13 protein-coding genes are annotated in these 15,812 nt (G+C 28.5%); 7 read left to right on the top strand and 6 right to left on the bottom strand.

Annotated elements, in window-relative coordinates; translation table 11 throughout:
* Positions 1–53: 53 nt before the first annotated feature.
* From IPP08_11180 to IPP08_11155, 6 genes are all read right to left on the bottom strand, one after another.
* Complete coding sequence (locus tag IPP08_11180) at positions 54–956, bottom strand: hypothetical protein (protein ID QQS66315.1); 903 nt, start codon at positions 954–956, stop codon at positions 54–56.
* A gap of 12 nt (positions 957–968) precedes the next feature.
* The gene (gene cyoE, locus IPP08_11175; protein QQS66314.1) at positions 969–1,874 is read right to left on the bottom strand and encodes a protoheme IX farnesyltransferase; all 906 of its coding nucleotides are present in this window, start codon (positions 1,872–1,874) and stop codon (positions 969–971) included.
* A gap of 103 nt (positions 1,875–1,977) precedes the next feature.
* Positions 1,978–3,012 carry a heme A synthase gene (locus tag IPP08_11170; GenBank protein ID QQS66313.1) on the bottom strand — a complete coding sequence of 345 codons (1,035 nt, stop codon included), beginning with the start codon at positions 3,010–3,012 and terminating at the stop codon, positions 1,978–1,980.
* 158 nt (positions 3,013–3,170) lie between these two features.
* A complete protein-coding gene (locus IPP08_11165) occupies positions 3,171–4,079 on the bottom strand; it encodes a CoA transferase (GenBank protein ID QQS66312.1) in 909 nt (302 codons plus the stop codon).
* A gap of 107 nt (positions 4,080–4,186) precedes the next feature.
* On the bottom strand, positions 4,187–7,108 hold the full coding sequence (locus IPP08_11160; GenBank protein ID QQS66311.1) for a S8 family peptidase: 2,922 nt from the start codon (positions 7,106–7,108) through the stop codon (positions 4,187–4,189).
* Positions 7,109–7,209: 101 nt separating this feature from the next.
* Positions 7,210–8,019, bottom strand: coding sequence for a TIGR00282 family metallophosphoesterase (locus IPP08_11155; GenBank protein ID QQS66310.1), 810 nt, complete (start codon positions 8,017–8,019; stop codon positions 7,210–7,212).
* Between the two features lie 142 nt (positions 8,020–8,161).
* On the opposite strand from IPP08_11155, the gene IPP08_11150 reads away from it, so the two are divergent.
* The 7 genes from IPP08_11150 (at position 8,162) to IPP08_11120 (ending at position 15,765) form a co-directional block, all read left to right on the top strand.
* Positions 8,162–8,719, top strand: coding sequence for a cob(I)yrinic acid a,c-diamide adenosyltransferase (locus IPP08_11150; protein ID QQS67880.1), 558 nt, complete (start codon positions 8,162–8,164; stop codon positions 8,717–8,719).
* Positions 8,720–8,827: 108 nt separating this feature from the next.
* Positions 8,828–9,733, top strand: coding sequence for a fibronectin type III domain-containing protein (locus IPP08_11145; protein QQS66309.1), 906 nt, complete (start codon positions 8,828–8,830; stop codon positions 9,731–9,733).
* Between the two features lie 387 nt (positions 9,734–10,120).
* Positions 10,121–10,939 (top strand): hypothetical protein, encoded by an 819-nt coding sequence (locus tag IPP08_11140; GenBank protein QQS66308.1) that lies wholly within the window; start codon positions 10,121–10,123, stop codon positions 10,937–10,939.
* 172 nt (positions 10,940–11,111) lie between these two features.
* Entirely contained in the window at positions 11,112–12,746 is a 1,635-nt protein-coding gene (locus IPP08_11135) for a DUF1800 family protein (GenBank protein ID QQS66307.1), read from the top strand.
* 69 nt (positions 12,747–12,815) lie between these two features.
* Entirely contained in the window at positions 12,816–13,049 is a 234-nt protein-coding gene (locus tag IPP08_11130) for a hypothetical protein (GenBank protein QQS66306.1), read from the top strand.
* 188 nt (positions 13,050–13,237) lie between these two features.
* Entirely contained in the window at positions 13,238–13,774 is a 537-nt protein-coding gene (locus tag IPP08_11125; GenBank protein QQS66305.1) for a hypothetical protein, read from the top strand.
* Positions 13,750–15,765, top strand: coding sequence for an alginate lyase family protein (locus IPP08_11120; GenBank protein QQS66304.1), 2,016 nt, complete (start codon positions 13,750–13,752; stop codon positions 15,763–15,765). The genes IPP08_11125 and IPP08_11120 overlap by 25 nt, the downstream gene beginning before the upstream one ends.
* Positions 15,766–15,812 lie beyond the last annotated feature (47 nt).

The raw sequence follows: 15,812 nt of genomic DNA, 5'->3' as shown, positions 1-15,812 counted from the left end.
TCAGCAACTTTTTAATAAAAGAATTTATAAATTAAAGAAATGCAAATGATAAATTATTTGTTTAAATTCCTAAAATAAAAATCAATTTGTTTTCCAGAAATCAAAGCTGCAGTATGTCCACTAGAATTTTCTTTAAGAGTACAAATAGCATACTTAGGAGCTATAGTTGGCATAAAACCAATGAACCAGCCTGCACGTTTGGCACTCCCCATGCTTTCATCAACTGTTCCAGTTTTACCAGATACTTTATATTTAATTAAATTCCTATTGCTTGCGGTTCCATTAATTACAACTTCATGAAGTGATTTGTAAAGTATATCAAACCTTTTATCGCTCAAAGAAATTTTGCCAAAACTGGTTCCTCTTTTTGCAAGTTTTATTGCAAATTGAGAAAGCTCGATTGGTGACATATTAAAAGAACCACCTAAAACATTGAAAGGATTTATAGAAATTTTCTGATATGGATTTGGATCTCCATCTAGTCCACTAGGATAATTCATTCCAAGAGTATTAACAATATCAATTAAGGAATCAGTAGAGATTGAATTTGCAATTGTTCTAAAATACAAATTGCAAGAATTTGAGAATGCTTTCAAAAACTTTTGTTTACCATGACCATGAGAATTCCAACATTTAATTTTAACCCCATTAATAGAATCTTTCCCTTTACAATTATAAATAAAATTTGTATCAAAATTATTTATAATTGCACATATTGAAATAGGAATTTTAAATATTGATCCAGGCATAAACTTTCTTTTAAATAACTCTGGAGAATTATCACAAAACAATATTTTACCCGTACTTACTTCAGAAATAATTGTAATTTGATTTGAAGGATAAGGATTTACAAACGAGATTACATCTGATGATTTTAAAGTATCTTTACTTTGAGAAAGCAATATATACTCAATTGAAACAAAGAATAAAATGACAAGAAAAGAAGATTTGTTCATAACATTGAGTTGCTAAATCATATCAAAAAGTAAGGCAATGTAAATTAAAGGGAGATATAAAAGTGAAAATCTAAACAATTTTTGAGCAGAGATATTAGTTCTTTCCTTATAAAAAGCAATGCTTAAAATTACAAAAATCATACTTAAAAAAATAGAAATTATCAAATAAATTTTACCATTAAATTTCAATAAAGAAGGAGCAAAACTAGTGATTGAAAGAGCAATGGTATAAAATAATATTTGATATGAAGTTTTCTTTCCAGTTGGGTCAACACTAGGCAACATGGCATATCCAGCCTTGTTATAGTCAATTCGATAGACCCAAGCTAAAGATAAAAAATGTGGCATTTGCCATAAAAATAAAATACCAAATAGAATTAAAGCTTCAATATTAAATTGAACGTTAGATGCAGTCCAACCTAAAGCAATAGGGAGAGCACCAGGCAAACAACCGAATAAAGTATTGAATGTAGATTTGCGTTTTAAAGGGGTATAAATCCAAACATAAGTAAATACTGTCAATGATCCAATAATCGCACTCAACAAATTAAATTTTAAGATAAAGATCAAAACACCTAACAACCACAAAGTATAACCAAATGCTACTGCTTGAGTTGGAGAAATTCTACCTCCAGGAATTGGTCTTCCCTTAGTTCTATTCATTAATGAGTCGTGCTCATGTTCAGCATTCATATTTAAAGCTCCGCATGCTCCTCCAATTAAATATGCACCTACAAATAAGATAACTAAATCAGACCATAAAAATGATTTATTCAAAGCAACTGAATAACCAAACAATGAAGTAATAACAGATAATAAAGTAAGCCTTGGTTTAGTCAAATAGAAAAAACCTGTCAGCTTGCTATATTCTTGTTTTGAAAGAAAAATACCGTTATTTATTTTAGTTGAGTTGTCCAATTTATTTTTAATAATTCTACTATAGTTGCCTAAATTAATTCTACGATATTAGCATTAACAAATTTTAAAAAACTTGAAATTATAAAGTATATAAATTAAATAATTAATTAATTAATAAGTGTTTTGATCTAACCATCAAAACAAAACTTGTTGCAAGAGTTGAAGCTCCCACAACAACATGAATAGATGTAATTGTAAATTGTTTTTCAGTTAGTATGGTTAGAACTCCTAGAGAAAATTGAACAAATACTAACACAAGTAAAATTAATGCTGGAAAGTGAAGCTGTTTAATATTTTTAAAATTTTTATTTACATTTACGAATGTTAAAACAACTGAAATTACAACAACAAAAGCCCAGAGTCGATGAAGAAAATGTATGAACATTTGAGGTGCAGTAATAAATGAATTCCCACTCTTAGATAGAATCCCAAATTTTAACAGCTGATTGTTTGCTTCAATTAATGCAGATTCTGTTAAAGGCGGAATCAGTTTTCCATACATTAATGGGAAATCTGGAATTGCTAATCCAGCTTCTGAATGCCTCATAATTGCTCCAATCAAAAGTTGTGAGAAGATAACAAATGTGGTAATAGTTGCAATTTTTCTAAGTGAATTTTTACTTGAATCCTTTATTTTAATTGGATTCTCAACCCAACATGGAGAAGTAATTAAAGCAATAGATGTAATAATACATAGATAAATTTGAGCTAAAGTTCCATGAGAACTAGAGATCCAAGCAGGAAGATTGAACATAACTGTTAATCCACCCAAAGCACCTTGAACAATAACAGCAATCAATGCTAACATCCCTATTCTTTTTACCCAAATTCTACTATCAATTTTATAAACTAATATTGTAAGAATTATAGTAAATAAGCCCATTCCAGAGGCAATTAGTCTGTGTGAATGTTCCCAGAAAATTCCACCAACCATTTTTTCCCATGGGAAACTAAACATGAAATGACCATAAGTATTGGGCCAATCAGGAACTGACATGCCAGAATTAGTACTTTTAACTTGTCCACCGATAAAGATTAATAACAAAACCCCTACAATCATAAACATTGAGTATTTATGTAGAAAAAGTTTTGATTTAGAAAAGTTAGTATTACAAGTATTAAAATCTTGAGTAGTCAAATTGTTTTAATTTAAAAATGCACGTGAAAATAACTTATTTTATCTTATTGAAATAATTATAGATTTATTGACGAAATTAAAAATTAAGAAATGTAAAATTGTAATAATAAATTTAAAGAGGTGAGTTTGTTGAAAACTTTAAATGGACATTTTAAAAATCAAATTCTAATAACATCAACACAACAATTCTCATCTTTAAAAATAAGTTCCCATTGTTCCAATGTTTTTTGATTTATCTTATTAAAAATAATTTTTTTTACTTCATCAGATCTAGCACCTTCACAAAGTCCATCATCATCATTTAAAATTGACAATTCTGTAAGTTCACGAAATCTAGCCCAGAATTTTGGTTCAACAACAGCAATAGCAACATATCCATTATCGAGAGTTCTATAAATATTATAACAAGGGAACCTTCCATTATGTAAAAAGGTAGCAGGGTTTCTACCTTGAATAGATTTTGGATAGTAGGCTTGTTGTGCGTTATCTACTGAATCTTGTAAGAAGCACCATTCTTGAATAGGTTCAGTTTGCAATTTTTGTTTTATTATTACATTTAAAACTGTAATTGCAATGTGATGAGAAAAAAACATACCTGTCACTGGCAAAATAGGAGGTGCAATAATATCATCTTTTCTATCAAGAATATGTAATTTTAATAGATTACTATGAACCAAAGTATTTAAATCATGAGCATTTTCCTTACTCCCTTTTCTGAACCCCAAGCGAATGAAGCATACATCATTAAATTTCAATTTAACATCATTAAAATTTAGCCCTAATTTTTCTTCAATTCTATCAGGAAAGCTCATTACAACAGCATTTGCAGTTCTTATTTCATCATGTAGATTTTTAATATCTTCAGGGGAATTAAAATCTATTAACTTGACAATTTTATTAGATTGGAATGAATTGTAAATGTGTAAAAAAGATTCATCCCATGTCCAGTTAAGGAATGGATCTCTCCTAAATTTATCTTCATACTTAATTACTTCAAAACCTTGTTTTGCTAACAGATATGTGGCTAATGGTCCTGGTAGCCTCCAGGATAAATCAATTATTTTCATTTGTTATGTGTATCAATAAGATAATCCAAATTAAAGTTTCTAATAATAAAATTTTGATTATATGTTTTATAAACAAATTCAAAAATTGAATTTAAAAATTTGTAATATTAATTTTCTATAACAAACATTTTAGTTTGAATAATTTTATCGCTTGTATATCTTACAAAATACTTGCCTTTAGGAAGAGAAGTAGTATTAAAAACAATTTGATTATTAAATATATTATCTGCTAATTGATTATTTAAATCGATAATTTTTTTTCCTAGAACATCAAACACAATTAAAGTACTGTTTTGAGATTTCTCATTTAGAGAAATAATTATATTATCTAGATTTTGTTTTAAGTTCATTGTAAAATGTTTAGTATCTTCCTCAACAGAAATAGTTCTTAAAGAGATTAATTTTTTCAAAGAATTTTCTGCTTTAAGAACTGTCGAGCCAAATCCAAAAACAAATAAAGTAGTGTCATTTTCAAGTGGTTCTAATGAAAGAATCTCTTTCCCTAAAACAAAAGAAATATCTGCATTTAAAACTTCTTTTTTATTGATGGAATTAGATATTGCTTTCCATTTTTCTAGATTTGAAAAATCATCATAAATATTAATATCAGTTTCATTGTTCATTGGATAAAAAATTGGTGAGGGTACTTTCCCAGCTATTCCTTGAGCAACAACAGTTCCGTTCCCATCATCAAGAATACCATAAATTGGTATATTTGATAAGTTGTTATAAATCTGTTTTATATTTTGATTATCACCTGAATTATTCAAATCCCAATCTAAAAATAAAGCTGATTTAAGATTTTTGATAGTTTTGTTTGAAGCATTCTTTGTTATTAACTCTAATCCAAAAGCATTTGGTTCCGAAATATCTTTTTTAACTTTTAATTTACAAATCAGACCAATTCTTGAAGTACTATCTGAAATTGCATCGCTGAAAGTAAGAGTACTATCATTTTTTAATGTGGGTTTTTCTTCTAAAATAAAATTACTTTTTTGCTGAGATGATTGGCTCACACGTACATTATTTAAAATATGAAGTGAATCTGTAGCCATAATAAAACCTCCTTCATATAGCTGTTGAATATCATTGAGTTCAATACCCAAACCAATTTGATTATTAGGAAAATCAGCAAAACCAATTCCACCATTATTCGCAATAGAAAGTTTAAATCTTGGAGTTATATAATCTGTAGTAATTGCAAATAAGAATAATTTCTTATAAAAATAATCTTTGAAAGCACCATTATTAGCAGAGATATCAAATCTTAATTTTGTTTCATTTGTATCATCTTTTTTAATTTCAAATTCAATTGGAGTTAAAACATTAACAATTTCTCCTTGATTAATTAATGGGATATAAACATCTGAAGAAGTAAAAGAAATTACTTTATCATCCCCTTCAATGTAAGTTTTTGGGCTGACTCTAACAGAATTAGCAGAACCTAAAATATTTCTAATTCTAAAATAGATTCTACCTTTATCGCCAACAGAAAATTTCTCTTTAGGTTTTCCGTTATCATCAGTAGTTCTAATTGAATCTATAACCAAACCTGGTTTAGAAAAAGGGTCTTCACTTAAAGCTCTTAAAACATTTATTTTACCTAGCCCTACATACTTTTCTTTTCCTTTATTATAAGAATCTATATCATCTGTTGTTTCTCGAACATGCATAATAGCTTGTTCGGCAGAAAGCTTTTGATATTTACCTCTAACTAATGCCATCAATCCAGAGGCAACAGGAGTAGCATATGAAGTGTAAGCACCAGCAACTTCATATTTATTGTCGTTTGAAGTAGAATATCCTGCAACTGATGAAAAATCGATATGTTCACCCCAAGTTGTGGTTAGTTTATTTTCTAAATCAATAGCCCCAACTCCAGCCACATTATTATAAGCAGCTGGATAAATAGTGCCATATTTTACATCATTACCTCCAGCACACATTAAAGCTACATCGTAACCATCAACAACAGAAGTAATAATATCTTGTAAAGCCTCTGAATAACCTGGTCCGCCCCAACTACAGTTAATAATTTTACATCCACGCCTTGCACAATAAGTTATACCTTCATAACCAAAAAGAATAAATCCACCCTCTTTTCTAGAAGTTTTTACAGGGACAAATTTTGAGTTGTAACCTAATCCTGCAACACCAATAGCATTATTAGTTCTAGCAGCAGCAAGCCCTGCAACAACTGTCCCATGGTTCTGCCCTTTAGTATTCCCATTAACAGTTGTATCCATTTGAGCTGTAAAATTTGCACCATAAAAATCATCTATTACTCCATTATTATCATCATCTATACCATTTGTTTTTTTTGATCTACCTTTTGAATCAGTACCATTTTCTCCTTGATTTAATGCAATGTTTGGTGCCAAATCTTCATGAAACATATCTACAGCAGCATCAACAATTCCAATTATTATGTTAGAATCACCTTTAAAAACTTCCCATCCTTGAATTGCCTTTATGTTATCAAGTGAACCCTTTTGTTCAGTTAAATTGGGGTCATTTGGTTGCGATAATACTTTATAAACAAAAACAGGTTCTGAATATTGAACTATAGAATTTTCCTTTATTTTTTTTGCAGCAACTAATGGAGGTGTATCATTAGAATAATAAACTTTAACTAACCTAGATAAATTGTTTTCAGCCAGCTGGATAGAATTTATTCTATTATTACTTAACAATGAATTATTTTTTTTATCGGCATAAAACTGAGACATACTTCCATCAGACATAGCTTGAACAATTTTAGGCATTAACCCTACTTGTTCGCAAAGGTAAAGAGCTTTGTTAGTGACTTCATAAATTGGAACATCTTTATTAAATTTAATGAAAATTGAGTTTGGTAAATTTGCTGTTCCATTTACATCATCTTCAATAACAATATTATTATTTAATGCTTCAGTAATAACAGAAGTATAATCGGTTGAAACTGGTAATAATGAAGATCCAGGTGATTGAGAAAAAGCACTAACTAATAATGAAAAAAAAGAAAAAATTAAGAGGTTTATAATTTTCATATAAGTATTATAGATTCAAATTAAGTTAAATTTTATAGCTAAAAAAATCTGAACAATTCTAACAAAAGCTGATAAATTAATTACAAATAAATTTAAATAATTTAAAATTTTTTAAGTTCTGGGTAAATAAAATTATCGATACTAATTGCATTCCCAGTTTGAGTATCAGCTTCAACAATAACAACTGCAATATGTAAATCTTCGGTTGCAACTTCAAATTTATGAGGGGTTTGTGTTACAAATCTTTTAATTGCAGGATCTTTTTTCATTCCAATAACAGAATCATAACTACCAGTCATTCCAGCATCAGTTAAAGCAGCTGTTCCTCCAGGTAGAATTCTACCATCATTAGTTTGAACATGAGTGTGTGTGCCAACAACTGCTGTAGCTCTTCCTTCAAGATGCCAACTAAGAGATATTTTTTCAGCTGTTGCCTCAGCGTGCATATCAACGAATATTACTTTTACATCTTGTTGTAGAATTTTATTAATAGCCCAATCTGCTGATTTAAAAGGACAATCAATAGACTGCATGAAGGTTCTGCCTTGAACATTAATTACACCAATTTTATCATCACTATTACGGAGTTGAGCAATTACAAACCCATTCCCAGCATTTCCCGCTGGATAATTCATTGGTCTTAAAACTTTATTATTATTTGATAGAACATCCTTTGATTGCCATTTCTCCCAAATATGATTCCCACTTGTTATAACATCAGCACCTGCCTTAAATATTGCATCTGCATCGCTTTGCCTAATTCCTTTACCATCATAGACGTTTTCACCATTTACAATAGTGAATTGGATGTTATTTTCAATGATTAAATTTGGGAGTTCTTTTTTAACAATATCCAATCCAGGCTCCCCAACTACGTCACCTATAAACATAATTCTAATAGTTTCAATCATTTAAAGTATAATATTTGTATTTTTGTAAATTCTAAGACGCACAAATTAAATAATAAGTAGATTATTACTAATAATTAAAATTATATTTGGCTATTTTTAATAATTGCAAATTACGCAGATTTTTCATTTTTAATATATGTCAATTAAGATTTATACAAAAACTGGTGATAATGGAACAACAGGTTTGTTTGGAGGTAAAAGGGTTAGTAAAAACCATATCAGAATTGAGGCTTATGGAACTATTGACGAACTTAATAGTAATATAGGATTTGTTAGAACTTTCTCACCTTCTGAAAAAACTGATATCATATTAAATACAATTCAAAATGATTTATTTGTAATTGGTGCTGATTTGGCTACTCCGAACAAATTGGAGATTAAAAATTCAACATTCCATATGATCTCATCTAAAGAGATTGAATTCCTTGAGATATGTATAGATGAATTTGAAACTCAGTTACCCCAATTAAAAAATTTCATTTTACCAGGTGGTAGTAAATGTGGTGCATTTTTACATATATCAAGAACAGTTGCAAGAAGAGTTGAAAGGTTGATAGTAACATTGAAAGAAAATGATGATACAATTAATTCATTAAATATAGTTTATTTAAACAGAATCAGTGATTTGTTGTTTGTTATGGCAAGGTATGAAAATTATATAAACGAAGTAAGTGAATATGAATGGATTAAAAACAAATAAATATTTTAGTTTAAACTTTTTCTAAACTACAACGAACTAAAGCTCATAATTCAAGTAATATAAAAGTAAAGTAATAATAATCTCAACAATTTTAAACTAATTAATTTTATGAAAATTAAAAACACAATCTTATCTGTATTAATTACAGTATTAGCAAGCGGTATGTTTTTCGCTGCTTGTAACGAGAACCCAATTGATCCAGGTACATCTGGTGCACCTTCAGTTCCAACTGGTTTGATGGCTGTTTCTAAAAGTGCAAGTGTAGTTTCTTTGAAATGGTCTTCTACAAGTGATACTGGAGTTGTAACTTACAAAATATCATGGAAATCAGCTGTAGATTCAGGTGCAACAACAGCTACATCAACAACTGCTGACGCAACTAATTTAAAAGCTGGTGAATATGTATTTTCAGTAGTTGCTGTTCGTAATGGAATTTCTTCTTCTGCAGCTTCAATAATGTGGGCAGGAGCAACTCGTTATTCTAATGATGCTGGATCTACTGGTGAAACAATTAAAATTTATGAATTTTCTTCATCAAAAGGAAGTGCTATAACACTTGATCCTTCAAAGCAAGGTCCTAAAAATCAAAGCACAAAAGTAACAAATCCTAAAATTGGAGATGTTCAATTCGGAGCATACATTTCAGGAACATCTGATTTCCAAATTGGAGTTGCTAAAATGCTTAGTCAGTTCCAAGGAACAAGTTCTTTTGATTCAAATGTTGTAGCTTCTGATTCAATTTATGCTTCAACAGGACTTGATAGCTGGTTTATGGACAAAGATTTATCTAAACTTACTTATTCTAAGAAAGTTTATACTTTAAATCAAATGCAAACTGGTGGAAGAGTTTTCGTTGTTCGTACTGGAGCTACTTCAGGCGACCAACATTATGCAAAAATCTATGTTAAACCAGATGCTTCAGGAAATCTTGTTCAAGGTTCTGCCCCTGAAAGATATGTTGAATTAGTAATATCTTATCAAGGAGAAAAGAATTTACCTTATGCAAAAAGATAATTTTTAATTCTTAATTGAAAAAAACGAAGTGCTGAAAAATGTGCTTCGTTTTTTTTATTCAAAATGTTGTCCATTTAAGAAAATTTTTTAATTAAATCCAATTTGAAATATAAGGGAACTTAAATATTTATACTTGCACTAAAGGATAAATTAATAATTTAATAAAATTATTCAAAAATTGAAATGATTTGGAATTTAATTGAAACAATCCTAATTTGTTCGGTGTCTTGATTATTATGAGTAATTATAGTTATTTTTGTATTTACAACTATTTTTTAAATATAAAATTGGTTTAATTATTAAATTTAATAGATATAAAAATCTGGTTTGATCGAATTCAACAATTAATAATCACAACATAAAAAACATAAAAATTTTAAAACCAAAATGAAAAAAATTTTATCTACAATAATAATTACTTCTGTTTTAGTAATTGGATGTAAGGAGAGTGCAACAAATTCAACTACGAATTATGTTAAGGATAATGATATAGCAAACACTATTGCTACTTCACTAGGAAATCAAAGCAATGGACTAACATCGAATACTGCTGATTTTGTAAATTTGTCTAAAAATGGTAAAATGGTTAATATTGAGGATAAATCTAAAGATCAACTCCAAAGAGATACCATAATCCATCGATCTGGAAATATAAATGAAAACGGTGATATTTTTACTTGGGATTATATTCTTAATGCTAGTAGTAAATTTCATTTGTCAAATGGTTCAATAGTTGAAGATTTTCAAGAAGGACAAACTCAAAGTATTGATTTAACTTTAAGTTCAACTGGGACTTATGAAATTCCAGTTTTAAAAGGTAATGATAATATTGCAGCTACACTAAATATTAGTGGAATTTTACCTGTAAATTCTTCAACAATATTTTTAGGTGGGTCTTATAATAGAAATGGAGTTGTAACTGGAAAATCTGAAGGAAATAGTTTCACTTACAATAATTCCTTTTCACTAAGTAATATTGTTATAAGCAGAGCTTCGAAAATGATTTCAAGTGGTGTAGGAACTGTAAAAGTTATTGGTAATTTAACAAATAGTCAAGGTCAATCTTTTAATGATTATAGTTATAGTGGTGTAATCACATTCTTAGGCAATCAATTTGCAAATCTCGACATTACTAATGATAAAAATAACGTTACTATTAAATACACTATAAATTTGAGCAAAGGGAGTGCTATTAAAAGATTCTAATTTTATTTTATTCTCGAAATCAATAAATATAATTTGAAAAAGCAAGGGTATAAAGTTATTTATTACCCTTGTTTTGTTTTAACTATTTATTGATTTAATTATTATCCATTGACTTGAAAAAAATGTGAAATACTGTTTTTATATGTCCTATTAAAATTATCAATTTAAAATTATGAAAAGACGTAAATTTTTAACTTTAGATTTTGAAAATGGTTCAAGTAAATTTAAATTTTCTAAACATAATTATCTTTTTGAAAAAAGATCATCGGCAGGGCTAAGTGAATATAAAGGTGATTGGACTTATACTCAAGCAGCACATCTATTAAGGAGATGTATAGTTGGAGCTACTGAATCAGAAATCCAAAATTCTGTACTCATTGGGCTTAGTGCTTCTGTTGATAAGTTGCTAACTAATTATACAGTTAACACAGATTACATAAGTGATTTTATTGGGCAAGATGCAGAAGTTATGCCTCCAGGAGATAGGAATAGTGCTGAATTTCAAAAGTGGCAACAAGATCAAATAAACAAAAGGGAGAGATTGATGAGGTGGTGGTTAAAAATAATTTCATCAGCTCCTTTTTCTATTCAAGAAAAAATGTCACTCTTTTTGGCAGATCATTTAACTGTAGGTTTTGATTCAGTTGGTCCTGGTGAATTTATGTATGAGCATAATAATTTGTATAGAAAATATTCACTTGGGAATTTTAAAGAATTTATTTCTGATGGATCGAAAACATCTGCCATGCTTAGATATTTAAATGGAGATATGAATTTTGTTGATACTAAAAATAATAAAGTAAATGAGAATTTTTCTAGAGAATTATTAGAACTTTTTACAACTGGGGTTTACGATTTGTATGGGAATCAAAACTATTCTCAAACAGATGTATATGAAGGAGCAAGGGCTTTAAGTGGATGGGTTCAAAGCAGTAGTCCAAAAGGACAAAAATTCCGATCACCTAAAGGACAATTTATCCAACAAAGATGGGATAATAAAGACAAAATGTATTTAGGAAAAAAGGGGAATTGGAAGTTAGATGAAATATTAAATATAATATTTTCAGAAAGATCAGTTCAAGTTTCAGAATTTGTTTGTAATAAACTTTATAAGTTTTTTGTATACGATTTATCTTCTGATAAAAATATAGTTCAAGAATTAGCTAAGACATTTAAAGAAAATAATTGGGAATTAAAACCTGTTTTAAAACAACTACTAATGAGTGAACATTTTTATGATAACTCAAATATTGGTGCTGTTCACAAAAGTCCTTTGGATTTTTATATTGGTTTAGTTCGCTCATTAAAATTACAATTAATACCAGATTTTACTGAGGACAAATCTGTTATACCAATTAGGGAGCTATATGCAAGATTGGTTACTCAAGGAATGGATCCTTTTGAACCCCCTAATGTTGCGGGCTGGGAAGGGGGTCGCTCTTGGATTAGTGTCGCAACTTTACCAGCAAGACAAAAATTTGTAAATGATGTTATGGATGAAAAATTAAAAGGGAAGAACCCACCACCTGGGCAACAATTTCCACCAATATTTTATAAGTTTGATGCCATTTCTTTTGCTAAGAATTTTAAAGATTATAATGATATAAAAAAATTATCAAAAAATATGGCACTCTATTTATTGAATACTTCACCAAGCGATAAAGAGTATTTATTTCTCTATAATTCATTGTTAGATGGTGGTGTAGATTATGAATGGAGCTTAGATGATTCAAATCAAAAGCCAAATGAAAGAATAAGAAAATTCTTAAAAGCAGTAGCAACTTTGTCCAAATATCAATTATTATAAAAATATAAATTTAGAAAATAATTTAAAAATCCTTTTAAGAAATCAATAAAATATTAAATTAAATAATTTATGGAATCAAACATTAAAACATGTAATTTCTGTAATGGAAATAATTTAGTTTCAGATTTGATTGTAGAAGTTATAAATGATACAGGAAATATTGGGTTCCATTATGAATCGGAATCTAAATCATATTTTAACACAAATTCTGAAAAAATATTTGCTCAACTATGTCGTTATTGTGGCACTGTTATTAGGATGTATGTAAAGAATCCAGATAGAAAATGGTTGAAGAAGTATTAATTTAGTTCACCAAAATTATTTATAAGTTTTAATCTAAATCTACTAAATGCAAATAGTTAATTTCAATTTTATTAAGTTTCTTAAATTGTAATTAAATTAATTATCCCACCAATTAGATTTACAACAAATTACCTTTAACTTTTATCGCTAAACAAAATATTAGTCTGAAAAATTTATTAACTTGCAATATGTTTAAAACTGATTTTAATATTTACAAATCTATTTTTTACAAATCAATTGCATTTGTAATTCTTTTTGCAGCTTCTTGTACAAATCCTTTTGCTCCAAAATTACAAGATGAACTTGGAAAAGAACAGACTGATTTAGGAGATCAAAGGACAGTTGAAGGAGTTTTTAAAAATATAAGATATTCATACACTTATAAAGACACATCTATTTACGGGTCATTATTGCATCAAGAATTTCAATTCAGATATTATAATACTGAACAAGCAACTGATGCTGTATTTAATCGAGATGAAGAAATGAGAATAAATTACAATTTGTTCCGCAACGCCGACCAATTAGATATCCAGTGGAATGATATTCAATCTCAAGAAGGCGATACTTCATTTATAGATGTTACAAGGGCATATAATCTAAAACTAATTTTACAACAAGGGGAAGTTTTTAGAGTTGATGGAAGAGCTAGGTTAAGACTTACAAGAAAAAATCAAACAGAAAAATGGCTTATCAAAATATGGTACGACGTATCAAATTCCTAAAGCAAAGTTCATTGCAACGAGGTCCCAAGCATATAGTCGAGCTGTTAAAACAATGGATTATCAGAAGGAGATATAAAAAAAATAAATTTGTAAAAAATGAATTAATTATTCATGACTCTACAAAGTATTTCCAAACTTTTAATAAAAATTATTTCTCAAGGTTCCCATTATCTAAATCAAACAAGAAAGAATTTTTTATAGGAACTTTATTATCTCTTCAAGGTTATGATGAAATATTGATTGATGCAGAACAATTTGTTGAGGGTAAATTTAGATTTTTTGGATCATGTGTTGATGCAGAAAATGGAAACTATGATTGGCATAAAGATTATGTGATTGATAAAATATACACGAAGAATCGCTTTGATAAAATTAATTATTTGGGAAATGATTTAAGTGATATAAAAAGACCTTGGGAATTAAGTAGAATGTACTGGTTGTGGTGGATTGGTAAGGCTTATTGGATTTCTGGAAATGGAGTTTGGACAAAGGAGTTTGTGTGTTTGATTGATGATTGGCAAACAAATAATCCAATTGATATTGGCATAAATTGGGTAATGCCAATGGAAGTATCCATACGTGGATTTTGGTTAACAATGGGGTTTGGGTTGTTTTATGGTGCACCAAATATTAATGATTTGTGGTGGAGCAATTATCTTAAATTAGTTTACAAACATGGTGAGTATTTAATAAATAACCTTGAGTATTTTCCTAATTTAACTAATCATTATATTTCTAATTGTTTTGGATTATTATCTTTAGGGAGTTTTTTCTATTTAGAAGATCAAGGTAAAATATGGTTCAATGAAGGATACAAGCGGATACTTAATGAAATTGAAAATCAAGTACTTGAAGATGGAGTACATTTTGAACTTTCAATTTGTTATCATAGGTTAGTTCTAGAAATGTTTTTAATATCTTCAGCAATTTGTAAGCAATCTGGAAACCCTTTCCCAGATTGGGCAATGAAAAAGTTAGAGAAGATGAGTGAATTTTTATATGATTATTCATCTGTTGATTTAACTATTCCTCAATTTGGTGATAATGATGATGGAATTATTTTAAAGGTAACAAATAATCAAAACATTTATGATCATTCTGATACATTAACTTTAGCAGCAGTAATTTTTAATAGAAGTGATTTTATAGAAAAATGCAAAGAATTTTCTCAATCTGCGTTATTGATCACAGGAACAGAAGGATATGAATTATATAAATCATTAAAAAAAATCTCAGAAAATAAATTTAAAAATCTCACTCAAAAAATATTGAATGATGATGAACTTCAAAATATTAAAATTACTGAACCAAGAATTAAACTTTATTCTGAAGGAGGTTTTGCAATTTTAGAAAACAGTTATTTCAAATCTATTTTTGATGTGGGTGTCATTGGTTTGCATGGGAATAATGATACCTTATCTTTTGTACTCAATTCCAAATCCAATCAAATTATAATTGATCCTGGAACATATTGCTATACATCTGATATTGCAACTAGGAATTTGTTAAGATCATCTAAAGCTCACAATTCACCAGTAATTGACAATTTTGAAATAGCTGAATTTGATGGGTTATGGAGAGTAAAAAAAGAAATACCAAAACCAATCACAAGAAATTTATCTAATAATAATTGCATAGAAATTGAATCGACTCATTTAGGTTATAAGAAATACAATGTAGTTATAAAAAGAAAATTGACTTTACTTGAAAAAGAGTTTACTGTAATAGATGAATTTTTAGGTGATAGAGAACATAATTCAAATATTAGATTCACTTTAAATGAAAATTGTAAAATTGAAAAGATTCTAACAAACAAAGCAATTATAAGTTGTTTGTTAGATAGAATTGAGTTTACTTGCAGTGAACCATTTGAAATTACAGATGAATGGTACTCACCAAGTTATGGTGTTAGAGTATCAACTAAAGGAATAAATATTATGATAATAAATCTAATTCCAAAACAGATAAATTATAACTTTAAGATTATATAAAGCGAAAAAGATTGAATTTATTTAATGTTCCAAAACAAGCTAATGTT

The organism is Chlorobiota bacterium, from assembly GCA_016700335.1.
Classification (GTDB): Bacteria; Bacteroidota; Ignavibacteria; order OLB7; family OLB7.
Note: the sequence above shows the minus strand (reverse complement) of the source record. Positions and strands in the feature narration are given on the sequence as shown.

Excerpts from the sequence above, each read along its gene's own strand:
- IPP08_11180 (QQS66315.1), bottom strand. The coding sequence starts at position 956 with ATGAACAAATCTTCTTTTCTTGTCATTTTATTCTTTGTTTCAATTGAG.
- IPP08_11165 (QQS66312.1), bottom strand. The coding sequence starts at position 4,079 with ATGAAAATAATTGATTTATCCTGGAGGCTACCAGGACCATTAGCCACA.
- IPP08_11160 (QQS66311.1), bottom strand. The coding sequence starts at position 7,108 with ATGAAAATTATAAACCTCTTAATTTTTTCTTTTTTTTCATTATTAGTT.
- IPP08_11155 (QQS66310.1), bottom strand. The coding sequence starts at position 8,019 with ATGATTGAAACTATTAGAATTATGTTTATAGGTGACGTAGTTGGGGAG.
- IPP08_11145 (QQS66309.1), top strand. The coding sequence starts at position 8,828 with ATGAAAATTAAAAACACAATCTTATCTGTATTAATTACAGTATTAGCA.
- IPP08_11140 (QQS66308.1), top strand. The coding sequence starts at position 10,121 with ATGAAAAAAATTTTATCTACAATAATAATTACTTCTGTTTTAGTAATT.
- IPP08_11135 (QQS66307.1), top strand. The coding sequence starts at position 11,112 with ATGAAAAGACGTAAATTTTTAACTTTAGATTTTGAAAATGGTTCAAGT.
- IPP08_11130 (QQS66306.1), top strand. The coding sequence starts at position 12,816 with ATGGAATCAAACATTAAAACATGTAATTTCTGTAATGGAAATAATTTA.
- IPP08_11125 (QQS66305.1), top strand. The coding sequence starts at position 13,238 with ATGTTTAAAACTGATTTTAATATTTACAAATCTATTTTTTACAAATCA.
- IPP08_11120 (QQS66304.1), top strand. The coding sequence starts at position 13,750 with ATGGTACGACGTATCAAATTCCTAAAGCAAAGTTCATTGCAACGAGGT.